This is a genomic window from Nodosilinea sp. FACHB-141 (assembly GCF_014696135.1).
Classification (GTDB): domain Bacteria; phylum Cyanobacteriota; class Cyanobacteriia; order Phormidesmidales; family Phormidesmidaceae; genus Nodosilinea.
This window is the reverse complement of sequence record NZ_JACJPP010000012.1, coordinates 74,138-91,420: the sequence shown is the minus strand read 5'-3', so window position 1 is coordinate 91,420 and position 17,283 is coordinate 74,138. Positions and strand designations below refer to the sequence as shown.

Below are 17,283 nucleotides of genomic sequence, written 5' to 3'. Positions count from 1 at the left end.
CCCAGGTACTATGTACAGTTGATTCCGCGCCAAAAAATTGCCCTTTTAGGAGATCAATATTGTGGATCGTGCCTATCGATGGTTCTTTGGGTTAGCCGTCAGCGGCTTGGTTGCTATGCCGATGCTGCCTACCGCTGCTCAGTCCAGCGTGGAGCCGATCGCACCGACGATCGCCCAGCAAACGGCCAGTTTAGAAGCTCAATTTGCCCAACATTTTCAAGCTCTGGGGGTGGAAGGGGCGATCATCATCCACGATGTGAACCAGAATGTGACCTATGAGCACAATCGCGAGCGCAACCGCCAAGCCTTTCTGCCCGCCTCCACCTTCAAAATTCTCAATTCGCTGATTGCGCTTGAAACTGGGGTCATCCCCAACGATCTGGCTATCTTGACCTGGGATGGCGTTGAGCGCATGGTGCCCGCCTGGAATCAAGATCAAAACATGCGAACAGCGTTTAGCCTGTCCGCCGTTTGGTTTTACCAGGTGCTGGCGCGGCGAGTTGGGCACGATCGCATGCAGCAGTGGGTCAGCGAGGTGGGCTACGGCAACCAAACCATCGGCAGCCCCGATGCGATCGACAGCTTCTGGCTAGAGGGCGACCTGCGCATTACGCCCCAGCAGCAGATCGAGTTCTTGCAACGTCTGCACCGCAACGAATTGCCTTTTTCTGAAGCGACAATAGCTACGGTAAAAGACATTATGATCGCCGAGCGCACCCCCGACTACACGCTACGGGCCAAGACCGGCTGGGCAGGTTTGGGGGAAGCCGATCAGCCTCAAATTGGCTGGTATGTCGGCTATCTAGAACGGGGGGACAACGTTTACCTGTTTGCCACCAATATTGACATGCGTCAAGACTCTGACGGTCCAGCTAGGCTTGAGCTGACCCGCCGCTGCTTTGCCAGCCTAAATCTTTTGTAGCGTAGTTCAGACCGCCGAAAACCTGACTTCATACCGGGAGCAAGAGATCGGATATGGCCACCATTTACTACACGGCTACCAGCTTAGATGGCTTTATCGCCGACCCAAACAATTCCCTCGACTGGCTATTTCAGTTTGGGGAGCTAGAGCCCAACACATTTGACGATTTTCTGGCTGGGGTGGGCGCGATCGCCATGGGTTCCACCACCTACCAGTGGATCTACGACCATGATTTTTCTGCTGAGGCAGAGACCCCCCAGCCCTGGCCCTACAAAGTACCGTCCTGGGTCTTCAGCTCGCGCCAGCTGCCGACGATTGAGAATGCCGATGTTCGCTTTGTCAGCGGCGATGTCAAGCCCTTTCACGAGGAGATGGCGATCGCCGCTGGCGACAAAAATGTGTGGATTGTCGGCGGCGGCGATTTAGCGGGTCAGTTCTACGACGCCGGGCTGCTGGATGAAATCGTGGTGCAAATTGCCTCGGTCACCCTGGGGGGCGGCGCTCCCCTGTTTCCGCTGCGGGTCGATCCGCCCCTCAAGCTGTTGTCAGCCAAAACCTATGGCCACAACTTTGTGGAATTGCACTACCAGGTTCCGCGCCAGTAATACAGATCAGGCAATTTCGCGGCCGCCTGCATTGACGCCCTTGAAGATTGATTTCGCCTTCTGACGAAATAGCATGCAAAAACTATAGTGGTTGGGCGGCTAGCCAACATTGAATCAGCAGGTAACGACCATGCCTGAGTCAAGCACCATTACCCTGCGGCCCGCTACCCTAAGCGATGTAGACCTACTCCACCACTGGGATGAGCAACCTCAGGTGATCGCCGCCGACCCCAACGACGACTGGGGTTGGGAGGTAGAGCTAGCCCGCACCCCCACTTGGCGCGAACAGCTCGTAGCCGAGCTTGGCGATCGCCCCATTGGCTTTATTCAAATCATTGATCCCGCCCAGGAAGACAGCCACTACTGGGGCGACGTACCAGACAACTTGCGGGCGATCGACATTTGGATTGGCGAAGCTGATGAGTTGGGCAAAGGCTACGGCACCACCATGATGCGGTTGGCCCTAGCTCGCTGTTTTGCTGATCCCCTAGTGACAGCGGTGCTGATTGATCCGCTAACCAGCAACACCCGCGCCCACCGCTTCTATGAGCGCCTGGGGTTCAAATTTGTGGAACACCGTCGATTTGGCGACGACGACTGCTCGGTTTATCGCCTCGATCGCACCGATTGGGCCAATGCAACACCTGCTCTGGAGAGCGTAGCAAATGATGATCAACCGCAGTTAACCTAATGGTTCTACCCCTTCTGAACTAGTTTGACCCAAGCAAACTGCTTTTATCTAGACCCGTCAGGCTAAAGCTTTATGACCCTTGAAGAGCTACAAACTGAACTCGCCGAGATCAACCACTTGGTGTCTAATTTGCAAACATCAGTGGTTTTGGAGAAATACTATGCCGAGAACATAGTCATGATTGAGGGAGATGGCACAGTGACTTCAGGTAAAGAAGCTTGTCGCCAGGGTAGAGAAGTCTTTTTTAGAGACATGCTGGTCGAGTTTAGACAGTCACGGTTAATTAGCCAAGATGTTGCTGTTTCGGCAGATCAAGATTATGACTTTGTCGTTGTCTCTAATTGGTATAACGATTTCACTGTAAAAGTTGGTGATCAGTTAATCGAAAACAAAAGCAACCAGCTTTCAATTGGCTTTTGGAAAGATGGATTGGTTGTCAAAGAGAGCTACAACTATCCTGTCATGTCAATCAGGTAGTAACCCCTCCACAATTTCTCAGCCATTCATACCTAAGCTGTGTAAAATTTAGAGCCTTCAACATTGTCACAGCTACAATATCCTGCTCGATAGGATGTTGTGGCCGTACCTCATAGTCAAGGACAACAGACTCTATCGTTATTGACGCCGTAGGGCGATCGCTCGATCAGAGTTTGACTGAGAGGCTGAAAGCATCAGAGAACAAGGCCTTAAGGGCATGTCCGATCGCCGGAGTTGCAGGTTGTAGTCCTAAGGGCGATCGCGCCTTGCCTGCTTGCAGTATTTTGTAGTACGCTGTAGCATACTGAGGCGCGATGCTTGTGCGTCTCCAAAGTTACGCAGAAATAGTTGCTCAGGCTAATGACAAGCTTTGGCAGTCTGTTGGTGCTGAAAAGCGCAGCGGGCTGGTGTTGTTCTGCGGGCAAAAACCCTCGCGGGTTGCTCATCACCAGAACAACTGTATTTTTAGTCTTAACCACCGAGCGCTAACACCCAGTCGAGAAAAATCATGCTGCTCTACCTTCGCATCCCCGATTACTTCAAAGATAAAAGCTCCAATCCGCCGATTCCTGAGCCGACAAACGTTCTGTTGCAAGACTCACTTGCTCGCCATCACCAAGTAGCAGCGAGCAAACTTTACCAACGCGCCAGGGAGGACTATTTTTGTCAGCGGCGTTTAATTCTCTGATCTAAATTCTGGATTTGGCCGTTTCAGCTCTATTGCTTTCAGATGCAGCGATCGCTTTGCTGCTGTTGCGATCGCGTAGCACTTGAGCTTTAGCCACCAAATCTTGGAAAAAGTCAGTTTCGACAATTTCTTGCACCTGTTTTTGGCGCTTGGTTTCATCGATTTCGATCCGGAGGTCGCGCACCTGCTGCTTCAGCTTTTGTTCGCGGCTGTAGACCTGCTGAGCCATGCGGTCAAACACGCGAGCGAGTTGGCCAATTTCGTCAGTGCGGCGGGCGATCGCCCCGAGCTGGCCCAGATCAAACTTCTCAGCCTCAATGGCGGCCGCCGTTCGAGCAATGCCGAGCACCGGGCGGGCAATCAGGCGATCGGCCATCAGCACCGCCGCCCCTGCCGTTAGCCCTGTAAAAACAGCGATCACACCCAGCAGCGTGCGCTTGTTGCGGTTGACCTCTACTAGGTAGCTCGACTCGGGGATGACCGTGCCTACCACCCAGTCCAGCTGTTCTAAGGGGGTAAACGAGATCGAGTAGCGCTCCCCTGTAGCGGGGTCTTTAAAGGAAAACCGCTGTAATTCGTTTAACCCCTCCAAGTCAACCCCCTGCTCCCGCAGGGTCTGGCTGGCAATTTTCAGCAACGAGTTTTCTACGGTCTCAAGCTGCTGGAGGTGAGGGTCAGCGGCATCTTGTCCTTGGGCGGGCATCACTTCGGCCACGTCGGTAGAGGCAATCAACTCTTGCTGAGCGTTGACGATAAAGGCCTCGCCCCCATGGCTACCCTTTAACTGCTGCAAATAGTGCGAGAGCTGAGTCAGCTCAATACCGACTCCAATCACCCCCCATACGTCTCCCTGGGCATTGACCAAAGCCGTAGTGGCATCTAACCCTGGGCTTTTGGTCGTGCGGTAAACGTATACCGTCCAGGCCCGTTTTTGAGGAGATTCTAGGGCGCTCCGATACCAGGGGCGATCGGGGGCAAAGAACGACGGCTCCATTTTGTAGGTCTCAGTACCCACTGGTATGAACCCTTCAGCTTCGGCGTTGTAGGTGTTGACCGTAGCGGTAGTACTTTGGCTTTTCTCATCCCAATCGCGCAGGTGAAAGTGCATCTGGCCATCAGGAGTGCGCTGAGCGCCGAAAAAATCGCCGTTGGCTTCGCCGTACTGCACCCAGGTAAAGTTGGGGTTGGCCCGCAGCACGCTGAGCAAAAACAGCTCTCGGTCCTTAGGATTCGTGAGATCGATCAAATTCTGTCCCAGGCTGCTGTTTAAGAGCGACTGCGCCGAGTCGGCATTATTAAACAGCTTCTCCACCTCCTGAGAGGTACCTAGGGTAATCTCCTGGTTCACCTGATCAACAATGGTGTCAATGTTGCGCTTTGACACCAGCGACCAAGGCACATAGACGATCGCTGCCGTCGTCCCCACCGTCAGCAGCATGGCTCCCACAAGGGTGGCTTTAAGACCGGGCGGTTTAGGAAAGCGAAGGGGCATGGGAAGGAGGAGGTAGAAGGCAGAGAATAAACGGGTGTTTGAGGGCAAGAAGCAAAGGAGACAGGTGCCAACCCCCTTATCTCTCTACCTTTCGCGCTCCGCCACCAGGGCCGTAGCCGCCATTCCCGTGTGCACAATGCCCAGGGTGCGGAAGGGGTCCATCAACGGGTCAATGGCAATAAATAGAACGAGCACCGCTTCTAAAGGAAGCTTGAGAGGATCCAGCACCAGCCCTAGCATGGTCAGAGTAAGAATGCCTGTCACCCCAGAGGTGGCCATCCCCGCGAGAATAGAGCCCACAATTACTATGCCCAGACCGGCTAGTCCTAAATCGCGCTGATAGAGCTGCACCACAAATAATGTGGCGGAGGCAAAATACACCACTGAGCCAAAGCGACACAGGGTAATAGCCAGGGGCGTTACTAAATTTGTGGTTTGCGAGTTAAATCTGAGGTGATCGCTGAGGCTAGTGATTGCTGCTGGCAAGCAAACTAAGCTGCTAGAGGTGGCTAGAGACAGAATGGTGGGATCTTTAAGGGCTAGCAGAGTGGGCCATAGCCCAGCCCCCGATCGCCGCCAGATCACCAAGGTGCTGATCAGGTAGATCAGGGCAAAAGTGGCGATCGCCACCACCACAAAATCGACCATCGACAGCAGCACCTCTATCCCCACCTGAGACAGTTGGTAGGCCAGCAGGCTGCAAAGGCCAAAGGGCAGCAGATAGGTCAACCCATAAATTACTTTGTTAAATGCTTGGTAGAGGCTGTCGAGGGTGTCGAATAGGGCAGCCGTGGTCGAAGCTTTGACCAAGCCCAGCGAAACCCCAAAAATCATCGCAAACAGCAGCACCTTCAGGGTTTGGCCTTCGCTAAGGGCAGCAAAGATATTGTCGGGCACCATACTGTTGACCAGGGCGTTAACATCGCTCCCTGAGGCTTCCGGCAGGGGTCCGCTTAGGGCCATTTCCAGATCCACACCCGACTGGTTGACCAGCACCCCCAGCGTTTGCAGGGTATCTGTGGTGAGGTTGCGCCCAGGGCCAGCGAGGGCGGCGATCGCCGCGGCGATCGCGCTCACTCCCAGCAGGCTCAGCGGAAACACCACCACAATGCGCTGCACATACTGCCGAGCATCGTGGCTCTGCATCAGTCGCCCCAAGCTGTTAGTAATGGCCGCCAGCAAAATCGGCAGCACGCACATCTTCAGCAACCCTAAGTAAAGGGTGCCAAAGGGAGCAATCCACAACGCCACCTGGGGTTGGGTGGTACCAATCAATACGCCCAAGCCACCGCTGATCAAAATTGCCCAGGGGCTGCGTAACCATTCAACAGAAACCCGACGGGGAAGATAAGCTTTCAAAGGGACCATGGGTGTTGTCAAAAACTACGGTTGCGGCGGGCTTTGGGCAGCCCAGTAGGCGGCATATTCATCCAGCACCGTATCTACGGTGTATTGGGCCGTCAGAGTATCCAGATACTGATCGACAAAGGCGAGCAGATGGGCACTGCTCCAGGGCAGCACCACGGCCAAAGAGTCTTGGGTGTCGGTCAGGGCAATAGTTTGCAGCTGTAGCGCCGCATCAGGTCGGGTGCGGACCACCTTCTTCACTTCCAGCTCATCCCGGTAGGCGGCTAGAATATCGCCCCGCACCACCGCTTCCACAACGTCTTCCCAGGTGGGATATTCCACGATGGTGGCCTGGGGAAACTTCTGCTTCAAAAACCCCACGTAGGATGATCCCTTGATCACCCCCACCTGGCCTCGCAGATCGCGAATGGTTTCAACTATCGATCGCCCCTGGGTTTGCTCCGCCATTTGCAGACGGTTCACTAGCAGCCCCTGGCGCATGCGCAGGTAAGGCTGCGAAAAGCGCACCCGCTGCGCCCGCTTGAGGGTGCGGCTAATTTTAGAAATTGCCAGATCGGCCTTTTGCCCATAGACCGTATCTACCACCTGATCAAAGGTTTGAGCCGAGCGGGTAATGTCGAGACTCACCCCTAACTGATCAGCCAGGGCGCGAGCCAGTTGAATGTCTAACCCACTGAGCTGTGCCTCCGTCTGCATAAAAAAAGGCGCATTGTCTTTGGCCAGCACCGCCACCGTCAGCTTGCCTCGCTGCAAAATGCCTTGAATATCTGGCGGCATCGCTGGCAGCTGCGCTGGGGTTGGGGCAGAAGCCGGTGGTCGAGACTGGGAAGATCCAGTAGCACGAGCCGCTGTGGCATTGACGCTAGTAGCCACCTTAGGAGCCGCTTGGGCGACATCGCTCAATCCAAGAGTCAAGACTAAACAGAAAGGCAGCACGAATCCAAGCGCCAGATTACTTAGCCACTCGCTGGTTCTCGCTCTCCTCAATCTGAGCCATGCTTTCGGAGAATAAGGATCTGGAATTGCCATCAATTTCTGCGCCATCTTTCTCCTAAGCAGCTTGCCAGAGCGGCAGAGACCGAACCCCCCAAGCTAAATCCAAAGTGATGTCGGCCACCACCTCTAACGGATCCACCCAGGGCAGGGGAAGCGATGGCATTTGGGCAAAAGCCACAGACAATTCTGTGCAACCCGCTATTACTACCTCAGCCCCTTGGGTTTTAAGCCAGCTCGTCGCCTGCTCCAATACGGTCAGTGCTTTAGTAGATACCTGAGTCCCTGTGGTCTTTATGCCCCAATCGGGGTGGTAGATCGACTGCATCACCAAATCTTGCCAAGGAGACTGCTGCTCAAAGCCCATAGGGATGAGTCCCACCTGACTCAAGCTGCGGCTATACAAACCGCACTGTAGGGTACCGTCAGTGGCTAGCACTCCAATCCGCTGCATTCTGGGATGGGTCTGGCGAATGTAACTCGTGGTGCAGGCCATGAGGTGAATCCAGGGAATGCCAAGCTGAGCCTGCACCTGGTCGTAGACGCCGTGGGCCGTGTTACAGGTGACGATTAAAAAGTTAGCCCCGGCTCGCTCTAGCAGCTGACCGTAGCGCACCAGATCCGGCACGCAGTCTGGACCAGTGCCCTGCAAGCTTGCCGTGCGGTTAGGGATTGTGGTGCCGTTGACCAGGAGCCACACGGGATGATCTTGATCGCCGGTGGCACCTCGGCTCACATTGCGCTGAATTAGCCGCTGCTCAAACTGCACATGGGCCATGGGGCCAAGGCCGCCTAAGATCCCTGGAACAGCGACTTGTTGATTCTGGGAGAGTAGCGGCGCAGTCATGGAGATCCTTAGATGAATCTGAAGTCAGCAACAGAATCCAGCGACCTTTGAGAGCTGCGTTCCCTAGCTAAAAGCAACTAGCTAGTCGGCTAAGTCTTACCCCACCGCTATCACCAAGGAATGCCCTCACTTAGAAGGGAAACATGCGCGTCTGCTACGAGCACAGGGTTCAGGAGGGCGGGTACTAGCCCCAGACACCGACCGAAGGGCTCAGCTAATGCCACGCTTATTCATCGATCGCTGGCCTCGACACAAAAGCTCTGCCTGAGATTACCCAAGAGGGTTAAACGAATAGCAGTGATAAAGCTCAGAATTTAGCTATTTAGCTAAGAACCCGTAAGTTTTGACCACCAGCTTAGAAAACTGGTTTGTTTTCTCGGGGTAATTACTCAAACATCAAAAAAGGGACCCTCCACAGAAGATCCCTATCAAGTCCAAAATCCACAGCGGCCTACAGTGTTTTAGTCTCCAAGGGCAAAAATACCGTCAGCACTTCGCCAGCCTGAGGACGCTGCCGCACGATGAGTTTGCCGCCCAAGGCCTGAAACAAATTCTTAGTGGCGTTGAGGTTAAGGCTGAGGCCGCCGGTTTCAGGCTGAAACATCAGCAGCTGCCCCAAAGCTTTAAAGGGCGATGAGAAGGGATCATGCTTGAGCTGATCATCACTGCCTGTGGGAGGCAGCGACTGAAACTGTAGCTTGAGCTGGTGCCCAGCCAGGGTGACCGCCAGCTCAATGTGGCTGTAAGGGGGCAAGCTGTGGGTAAAGCGATCGATTAACCCAGTCAGCACCTGGGTCAACATGGCTGGATCGCTATTTACCATGGGCAGACAGGGGGGTACATTCACCGTCAAACTGAGGTTGCGGCGACTGGCCTGCTGCTGCCAGCGAGGAATGGCATCGTCAAACAGCTGGTTGAGAGAAATTGCCGACAGGGGCGATCGCGGCCTAGCCGTCCGATCAGTCTCTAGCTCTACGGCCCGAAAAATCAGGCTAAAGCGATCGATTTGCTGGGTGCATTCGCGATCGATCAGCCGCAGACGCTTACCCACTTCATCGCTGATATCTTTGCGCTTGAGCAGCGATCGCGTCAGCGTGCGAATCGTTGTCAAAGGCGTGCGAATTTCGTGGGCCATCGCCTTGAGCAGCTCGGTGTCGGGGCTACTCTCCGCAGCGGGCTCAGGGTTTGCCTCAGCAGCACTGCCGAGTACAGGTTCAAAATGAGGGGGCGAGTCAGTCTGAAAGGCTGCCACGGTAGGACGAGCAGGCAGCGCCAAAGCCGGCATAGTCACAGCCGATCCATGGACCTCAGCCTCTGCTGCCCCATGAGGCAGATGGCGCAGTTGTGCCATGAGCAAATGGCTGTAGCGAGTCACCAAACGATAGTTGGGCTCGACTGGAGGAAACTGTTCGATCAGGCGATCGAGGGCCTGCACCAGGGGGGGACGGGTAGCCACAACGCGATCGCGCAAGCGTTGCCAGCCCTGCTCCACCACCTCAGGAGCAAAGGAAAACTGAAACTGGGGGAGGCCATGGGCATCGTAGCCCAACACCAGCAGCAGGCTGAGGTGCTGGGTCAGCAGCAGACAAAACCGTTCTCCCACCAGCGGATCACTGCTGGTTAGGGGCACCATCTGTAGATCACAGGCGGGAGCGGCTGCCACTCCCTTGCCTTGGCCTGGCAGCAGCGGGCGGGTTACGGCCAGAATCTGCTCCAGTTGTTCGGGCACCAAAAGCCAGTGATTCAACCGCTGCCCATTGAGGCGATCGGGCAGCACCGGGAATGGCCCCGACAGCACACCTCCCATCAGCGGCATCAGCCCCCCCACCTCTGACTCAGCAGAGTTGGGAGGAAACTCGAGTAGCAGTCGGATCAGGGCTGTAAGGCCGCTCAGCCACTCCTGCTCAGCCTGAATATGGGCCTGGGGTGCGCTAGCACCAGCTCCAGGCTGCCAATGGGCCGCCTCTGGCCGAGGGCCAGAGGGAAGCTGCTGCTCACTGAGCAATGGACTAAGGGGTAGAAACTGCTGCACCAAGGCGTCACCTGTCTCTGCGATCGGCCAACTACGGCATTTAGGCCACAGTCAGCAGGTTGCCCACTCAGACAACCCACCGTCTATTACGAGACTACGCCCTTAATCATGATTGAGCTATGGGTAGAACCGAACGGAAACCCGGCCAATCTATCCGAACCAGCTTGATGGAATGGGCTCAGCCTCAACCCGCTCAGCGCTAGGGCGACGCTGCTCAATCTCAGGCCGACCCAGCAAAGCCTCAATTCCTTGATGAATCAGCTGATTGATCTGATTGTGCTGTTCAGAGGAGTAGCAGTGCCCTGTCGGTGCCATATCGCCGGCAGTTCTGCTGTCCATCGTGACGTAGACAACGGGCAGCCGAGCTAGAACGTAGGCGGTCAGTTTTTGCCGCAGTTCAGGAACCGCAAAAACCTGGCGATATTCGTAGAGCGGATAGGCTGCCAAAATAGCGTCAATCTTATCTGTTACGATCGGTAAAGTTAGGTTGACAATGGTTTGAGCCATTTGAATTAAACTCCAGGAGTATTAAGCGGCAAGATCAGGAGTAGATACTTCACTCACGAACTGGGGATCAGTCTAAACAAGCTAAGAAAAGCCTGTGAGCAATGTTAAATAGTTGAAAAACTGGTTCACCGAATAGACCAGCTCAGCTTAGGGATTGATTTGAAGCGACGGCTAAAGCCGGTCAATAGAAATGTTCTAAAGCTTTGCAGTGAAGCACCTCCCAACTGACCTTAGATATTCCCTATATATGTGCGCCGATGGCGATCCCCTTACCTAAGTTTTAGGAAAAAATCATTTTTCTCTTTCGAACGATTATAAAAACTACGTAAACTGACTCGTTTCTCAATCGTTGTTGTTTCTAGCAGGAGTGTTATTCTCCTAGCTATTACGATGCGTGTCTGTTGAGCAAATCTCGACCCAATCAACAAAGAATGTGGTAAGCGGTGGCACTGCGGCAAATTGTTTTATTGATCTGTGGCGGCATACACCCGCCTAGCTACACAGGGCAGATTTTGGCTACGATCGCCAAAGATGAGGCCCTGAGCCAATACAGCCAGGTTGTTTATGCGCCTCGTTCCACTCTGGGCGTGCTCTCACCTTTTGCCCTGCGCCAAGCTCTTGAGGCTAGGGTTGAGTTAAGCAACGAGCTAACAGGAGCGTCAAGCCTCACAACTCCGAGAAATAACCTAGACCACACCCTCCCTGAAGGTGCACCGCCAGCACTTGTGATTTGGGCATTTAGCGCGGGCTGTGTAGGGGCAGCGGCCCTGGCTACTCACTGGCACCGTTACCAAGGGCCAGTGCTGGCCCTCTTGATGGCAGACGGCTGGGGCGTGCCCCGCGACCCCAAGGTGCCAACCTATCGACTCAGCCACGATCGCACCACCCACAACACCTCTCGCTGTTTGGGAGCAGGAGATGTCGATTTTTACGCCGATCCGGCCGTGCCGCATCTCCACCTCTGGCAGCATCCTCAGTCGGTAGTGGGTTGGGCCACGGCGCCAGGGAAAGCTAAGGAAAGCTTAACCGCCGCCGATTTTCTCTGCCTGCGATCGCGCCACGCCATTGCTCGCTACACCGCCGGTTCACTGTTGAATATCAACACCCCATAACCAGACGGCCCAAACTAAGCCCTGCGGCTAGGATGACCCTAGCCTCTGCTGCTAATATGATGAGGATAATGAGGAAATGTTCTTCATTTAACAGCATTTAGCACCACAATTCCTGTAAAGCAGCGGCGGTGAGCCTATTCACTGCCCGTGTGGCCTGAGGGAGAAAATGTTCTGACTTTATTTTCTTCTTAACTAATGCAACCTAGCCCTAGCCCAACTCAAGCACCCGCCGCTATGACAACTCCCATTGCCGCTCCTAATAGTGTTCTTGTGCGCCGCGCTTCTGGCGCTTTTGCCCTGATCGATAGTCTCAGACGGCACGGGGTAGAACATATTTTTGGCTATCCGGGTGGGGCTATCTTGCCAATCTATGACGAGCTGTACCGCGCCGAAGCCGCCGGGGGGATCAGTCATATTTTAGTGCGCCATGAGCAGGGCGGAGCCCATGCCGCTGATGGCTATGCCCGCGCCACGGGGAAAGTGGGCGTTTGCTTTGGCACCTCTGGCCCTGGAGCCACCAACCTGGTGACCGGCATTGCCACCGCCCAAATGGACTCGATTCCCATGGTGGTAATTACGGGACAGGTGCCCAGCCATGCGATCGGCAGCGACGCCTTTCAAGAGACCGATATCTTCGGCATTACGCTGCCCTTGGTCAAGCATTCCTACGTCGCTCGCACCCCTGAGCAGATTCCGCGCATGGTGGCGGAGGCCTTTTACATTGCCCAGACCGGTCGCCCCGGTCCGGTACTGATCGACATTCCTAAAGATATCGGTCTAGCAGAATTCGACTACGTGCCTGTGGAGCCCGGCCAGGTGAGTCTGCCCGGTTACAAACCTACCGTTAGGGGCAACCCCCGCCAGGTCAATCCGGCTTTGCGCCTCCTGCGCCAGAGTGAGCGCCCCCTGCTCTACGTGGGCGGTGGTGCCATTACTGCTGGCGCCCATGCCGAAATTCGCCGCCTGGCAGAATATTTTCAAATTCCCGTGACTACTACGCTGATGGGCAAGGGCGCCTTTGATGAGCATCACCCCTTAGCCCTTGGCATGCTTGGCATGCACGGCACTGCCTACGCCAACTTTGCCGTCAGCGAATGCGATCTGCTGATTGCCGTTGGCGCTCGCTTTGACGATCGTGTTACCGGCAAGCTAGACGAGTTTGCCTCCCGCGCCCAGGTCATCCATATTGATATTGACCCAGCTGAGGTGGGCAAAAATCGCGCTCCCCAGGTGCCTATCGTGGGCGATGTGAAGCACGTACTGACCACCATGCTCAGCCGTCTAGAGGAAGAGAATCAGCTGCCGCCCCCCAACCAAACGGCGGCCTGGCGCGATCGCATCGATCGTTGGAAGCGCGACTATCCCTTGGTCGTACCCACCTATCCCGACGAGCTGTCTCCCCAGGAAGTGATCCACGAGCTGGCCATTCAGGCTCCCCACGCCTACTTCACCACCGATGTCGGGCAGCACCAGATGTGGTCAGCTCAGTTCCTCAAGAATGGCCCCCGCCAGTGGGTGTCAAGCGCGGGACTAGGCACCATGGGCTTCGGCATGCCCGCCGCCATGGGAGTACAGGTGGCGCTGCCCAACGAAACGGTGATCTGCATCAGCGGCGACGCCAGCTTCCAGATGAACTTGCAAGAGCTAGGTACCCTGGCTCAGTACAACATTCCAGTCAAAACGGTGATTGTGAACAACGGCTGGCAGGGCATGGTGCGCCAGTGGCAGCAGGCCTTCCACGGCGAGCGTTACTCCTCTTCTAATATGGAAGTGGGCATGCCCAACTTTGAGGTGCTAGCCCAAGCCTATGGCATCAAGGGCATGGTGGTGCGCGATCGCGACCAGCTCACCCCAACCGTGGCGGCGATGCTGGCCCACGACGGCCCCGTACTGCTTGACGTGCGCGTGCGCCGCAACGAAAACTGCTACCCCATGGTGGCCCCTGGCAAAGGCAATCACCAAATGATCGGTCTACCTGAGGTACATGGCACTGGCAGTAGTACAGGTCTGACACCCTGTGTTAGCTGTGGGCACCAAAATGTCTCAACCAGCAACTTCTGCTCGGAGTGCGGCACAAAGCTATAGAGCATAAAAACATCATTTAGGGCTGTAGAAAGGGTCAAGATTTAGAGAACGATCCTACTTTTTGGACCTTAAACTCCAGCCCTTAAATGACTCATTCATTTTGCTGGTTAATAGATCAAATTTTTCAGAATGCAGTATCCTGACTTCAGTTTCATTACTGGTGTGGGTCATCTATGTCCGCTGCGCTGAAATCCTATGTGCCCCGTCCGGTGCCGTCTCGGCCTAGGGCAGCGACAGCACATGTCCAAGGCTCCGCCACTCGACCAGCAGAAATTAGGCCAGGGGTTTCTGCGCCCGTAGTTCTGCCCCAGGCCCCAGGCTTAAATTCTCCGAGCCCAGCGGTGCGGCGATTGGCCCAGCTGCACTTGGTATCGTCAGCGCTGACCGCGTCTTTAGTAGCGCTGACTTTGGTGAGCTATGGCACGTCAGTTTATGTCAATCGCCAGCTCAATCAGGCCAGTCAGCAGCTCAATCGCCTGCAGCGCAACGAGCAGCAGCTCACCACCGCCAATGAGGTGCTTAAAAATCATTTAGCCCAGCAGGTAGAGGGGAGTGAAATGGGGTTTCAGCCACCTCAGCCGGGCAGCGTCATCTTTCTCAAGCCGGCGTCACAGGCTGCTGTGGCGATGCCGGCTCCCGTACCAACATCGCTGATGGGACGATTGGCGTTACCCAAGGTGGATGTCCCTTTAGGTTACTAGGCCCTAGCCTCACCGTTTACCCGCGTTGCACCCATGGCTAGCTCTGCCTACTCTACCCGTCGTCGCCGTCGCCGCAAACAGCCTCAGCCTCGCCCACCGGCGGTGGTTCCCTTCAACCCAGCAGCTAACCGGGTCAGAATCCTGCTGGTGTGGGGGTTGCTGGTGCTGTCGCTGGTCGCGATCGCCGGGCGATTAGCCTGGCTACAGTTAGTCCAGGGCGACAGCCTATCTAGTTTGGCCCAGCAGCAGCGCCTCACATCGCCAGTGCAGCGGCAGGTGCGACACTCCATTGTCGATCGGCAGGGCAATGTGATCGCCGTCGATCGCGTGGTCTATACGCTCTATGCCCATCCTCAGCTTTTTGATCTATCGATTCCAGAGATGGCAGCGACCCTAAGCCCGCTGCTAGAAAGCCCAGAATCTGATCTAATTAATCAGTTTAGCCAGCAGCCTACCGGCATTCGGCTAGCCGACGGATTACCCGAAGCGACGGTCGATCGCCTGCGCGCCCTGCGCCTTGACGGTCTCGAATTTAATCCGCAGCAGCAGCGCTTTTATCCGCAGCAGCAACTGTTTGCCCCCATCGTTGGCTTTGTCAATTTTGACGGACAGCCCCAGGCGGGTTTAGAAATTGCCTATCAGGATCAGCTGGCTCTGACACCGACTGAAAAGGAATCTCCAGCTGAGACAGAAACTCCGTTAGAAATCTATGGGCCGCCAGCGCCTGGTGCCACCGCAGAGGTTACCGCTGCTAGCCCTGCAGATCAGCTTGATACTGAAAGCAGCACCGTTGACTCGGAGCTAGACAGCACTGCCAGCCTGCGTCTTACCCTCGACAGTCGGCTGCAACGGACTGCCCAGCAGGAGCTACAGGCGGTGGTCGATCGCCATAACGCCAAACGCGGCACGGTCATGGTCATGGAGGCCCAAACAGGTGAAATGCTTGCCCTGGCAAGTGTGCCTACCTACGACCCCAACCAGTATTTCAAAACCGACCCCGAAGCTCTCAAGACCTGGGCTGTGAGCGATCTCTATGAACCCGGCTCTACCTTCAAACCAATCAACATTGCGATCGCTTTAGAAGCTGGACTAATCAGCCCCGACGAATTCGTTAACGACAGTGGTCAAATGCAGTTTGGCGAATGGAAGATCAGAAACCACGACTACGCCACCGCTGGTGGTCGCGGGCCGATTTCCATCACTGACGTGCTGAAGTACTCCAGCAACGTGGGCATGGTGCGAATCATGCAGAAGATGCCCGCCGCCGACTACTTTACCTGGCTGCAGCGACTCAGCCTCGACCAACCCACCGGCATAGATTTACCCGCAGAAGCCACTGCTCAGATGAAAGACCGCGAGCAGTTTGTTCGCAGTCGAGTCGAGTCAGCCACCACGGCCTTTGGCCAAGGCTTTTCGCTGTCACCTATCAAGATGGTGCAACTGCTTGGCACCCTGGCCAACGGCGGTAAACTGGTTACCCCCCACGTAGTCAGCGGTATGGTTACTGAAGGTGACAACGAGGTATGGACGCCAGATCGTCCCCAGCCTGAGACCGTCTTTTCGCCCCAAACCACCCAGCAGGTGCTCACCATGATGGAGGCCGTCGTCAGCGAAGGCACTGGCGATGCCGCCAAGTTATCTGGCTACCGCATCGGGGGCAAAACCGGTACGGCCCAAAAGGCGACCGTATCGGGGGGCTATGGCCGAGGCCGAGTCACCAGCTTTGTAGGCATTTTGCCCATCGAGTCACCCCAATACGTGGTGCTGGCCGTTATCGACGAACCCCAGGGAGACGATGCCTATGGCTCAACGGTCGCTGCTCCTCTGGTTAAGAAGGTAATCGAAGCGCTGGTGGTGCTTGAAGGGGTACCACCCAGTGCCGCTGCTACGCCATAGCAGGGCGATTTCTCAAAAGGGAGCTTCTGTCACTGTGCCGCCTAGGTTTTCAACGATCGATCGCGTATTGGCCACCACCATTTTGAGGTAGCTATCCCCGTCGCTACCAGGAGCACCAATAGAGTCGGAGTAGAGAGGTTGGGGTGCCAGGTCTACCCTAGATTCGTTGGCCACGGTGGTAATGAGCTGGGGGTTAATGGTGGTTTCGGCAAAGATAGCGGGTACTCCCAACCCCTGGATGGACGCAACCAGCTGCTGCACGGTGCGAGCGCTGGGTTGCTCCTCGGTACTAAGACCAATTAGGGTGCCCGCTACCGTGAGACCGTAGGCGTTGGCATAGTACTGAAAAGCATCGTGGGTCGTGACCAATTGCCGCTGCGTTGGGGGAATGGTAGCCGTTTGAATCTTGACCCAGCCGTGGAGCTGCTCAAGTTCAGCAATGTATGCAGCGGCGTTAGCAGTAAACAATTCTGCCTGGTTGGGGGCTAGCTCAATCAGCTGATCCCGAATTGTTTCGACCATAGGCACCACGTTGCTCACATCGCCCCACACATGGGGATCGGGTACGGTGGTCGTCCCTTTTTGCAAATCTAGGGGCGGTACCACCTCACCTACGGCTACTCGCTGGGCATCTACTCCGGCCGCATTGAGCAGTCGCACCAGGTTGGGCTCTAGGTTATAGCCGTTGTAGAAAATTAGGTCAGCATCTTCAAAGGCAATAGTGTCGGCAGGTACAGGTTCATAGACGTGAGGGTCAGCACCAGGCTGCAAAATGCTGGTCAGGGCAACTTGATCGCCACCCACTTCGGCTACCCAGTCAGCAATCAGGGTGCTGGTAGCCACCACGGCAGGACGCGAATCGTCGGC

At 55.5% G+C, this 17,283-nt stretch carries 15 protein-coding genes; 8 read left to right on the top strand and 7 right to left on the bottom strand.

Annotated features, from left to right (window positions below):
- Positions 1–61 precede the first annotated feature (61 nt).
- From blaOXA to H6F59_RS12820, 4 genes are all read left to right on the top strand, one after another.
- The gene (blaOXA, locus tag H6F59_RS12835) at positions 62–922 is read left to right on the top strand and encodes a class D beta-lactamase (protein WP_313887200.1); all 861 of its coding nucleotides are present in this window, start codon (positions 62–64) and stop codon (positions 920–922) included.
- A gap of 53 nt (positions 923–975) precedes the next feature.
- Complete coding sequence (locus H6F59_RS12830) at positions 976–1,527, top strand: dihydrofolate reductase family protein (protein WP_190700182.1); 552 nt, start codon at positions 976–978, stop codon at positions 1,525–1,527.
- Between the two features lie 130 nt (positions 1,528–1,657).
- Positions 1,658–2,218, top strand: coding sequence for a GNAT family N-acetyltransferase (locus H6F59_RS12825; RefSeq protein ID WP_190700179.1), 561 nt, complete (start codon positions 1,658–1,660; stop codon positions 2,216–2,218).
- Between the two features lie 72 nt (positions 2,219–2,290).
- Positions 2,291–2,695, top strand: a complete 405-nt coding sequence (locus H6F59_RS12820) for a hypothetical protein (protein ID WP_190700176.1) — start codon at positions 2,291–2,293, stop codon at positions 2,693–2,695.
- Positions 2,696–3,384: 689 nt separating this feature from the next.
- On the opposite strand, the gene H6F59_RS12815 is transcribed toward H6F59_RS12820, so the two are convergent.
- From H6F59_RS12815 to H6F59_RS12790, 6 genes are all read right to left on the bottom strand, one after another.
- Positions 3,385–4,875, bottom strand: a complete 1,491-nt coding sequence (locus H6F59_RS12815) for a cache and HAMP domain-containing protein (protein ID WP_190700173.1) — start codon at positions 4,873–4,875, stop codon at positions 3,385–3,387.
- 84 nt (positions 4,876–4,959) lie between these two features.
- Positions 4,960–6,243 (bottom strand): dicarboxylate/amino acid:cation symporter, encoded by a 1,284-nt coding sequence (locus tag H6F59_RS12810; RefSeq protein WP_190700168.1) that lies wholly within the window; start codon positions 6,241–6,243, stop codon positions 4,960–4,962.
- Between the two features lie 15 nt (positions 6,244–6,258).
- Positions 6,259–7,158 (bottom strand): ABC transporter substrate-binding protein, encoded by a 900-nt coding sequence (locus tag H6F59_RS12805; RefSeq protein ID WP_190700165.1) that lies wholly within the window; start codon positions 7,156–7,158, stop codon positions 6,259–6,261.
- A gap of 136 nt (positions 7,159–7,294) precedes the next feature.
- Positions 7,295–8,083, bottom strand: a complete 789-nt coding sequence (locus H6F59_RS12800; RefSeq protein WP_190700161.1) for an aspartate/glutamate racemase family protein — start codon at positions 8,081–8,083, stop codon at positions 7,295–7,297.
- 451 nt (positions 8,084–8,534) lie between these two features.
- Positions 8,535–10,115 carry a sensor histidine kinase KdpD gene (locus H6F59_RS27330; RefSeq protein WP_190700158.1) on the bottom strand — a complete coding sequence of 527 codons (1,581 nt, stop codon included), beginning with the start codon at positions 10,113–10,115 and terminating at the stop codon, positions 8,535–8,537.
- A gap of 150 nt (positions 10,116–10,265) precedes the next feature.
- Complete coding sequence (locus H6F59_RS12790) at positions 10,266–10,622, bottom strand: hypothetical protein (protein ID WP_190700155.1); 357 nt, start codon at positions 10,620–10,622, stop codon at positions 10,266–10,268.
- A 443-nt stretch (positions 10,623–11,065) separates the two neighbouring features.
- On the opposite strand from H6F59_RS12790, the gene H6F59_RS12785 reads away from it, so the two are divergent.
- The 4 genes from H6F59_RS12785 (at position 11,066) to H6F59_RS12770 (ending at position 16,416) form a co-directional block, all read left to right on the top strand.
- The gene (locus tag H6F59_RS12785) at positions 11,066–11,734 is read left to right on the top strand and encodes a hypothetical protein (protein WP_190700152.1); all 669 of its coding nucleotides are present in this window, start codon (positions 11,066–11,068) and stop codon (positions 11,732–11,734) included.
- Positions 11,735–11,968: 234 nt separating this feature from the next.
- Positions 11,969–13,819 carry a biosynthetic-type acetolactate synthase large subunit gene (gene ilvB, locus H6F59_RS12780; RefSeq protein WP_190516441.1) on the top strand — a complete coding sequence of 617 codons (1,851 nt, stop codon included), beginning with the start codon at positions 11,969–11,971 and terminating at the stop codon, positions 13,817–13,819.
- A gap of 173 nt (positions 13,820–13,992) precedes the next feature.
- Positions 13,993–14,520, top strand: coding sequence for a hypothetical protein (locus H6F59_RS12775; RefSeq protein ID WP_190516439.1), 528 nt, complete (start codon positions 13,993–13,995; stop codon positions 14,518–14,520).
- 33 nt (positions 14,521–14,553) lie between these two features.
- A complete protein-coding gene (locus H6F59_RS12770) occupies positions 14,554–16,416 on the top strand; it encodes a penicillin-binding protein 2 (RefSeq protein ID WP_190700148.1) in 1,863 nt (620 codons plus the stop codon).
- Positions 16,417–16,428: 12 nt separating this feature from the next.
- Here the strand turns inward: H6F59_RS12770 and H6F59_RS12765 are convergent, their stop codons facing one another.
- Entirely contained in the window at positions 16,429–17,259 is an 831-nt protein-coding gene (locus H6F59_RS12765; RefSeq protein ID WP_313887199.1) for a metal ABC transporter solute-binding protein, Zn/Mn family, read from the bottom strand.
- Between the last annotated feature and the right edge of the window lie 24 nt (positions 17,260–17,283).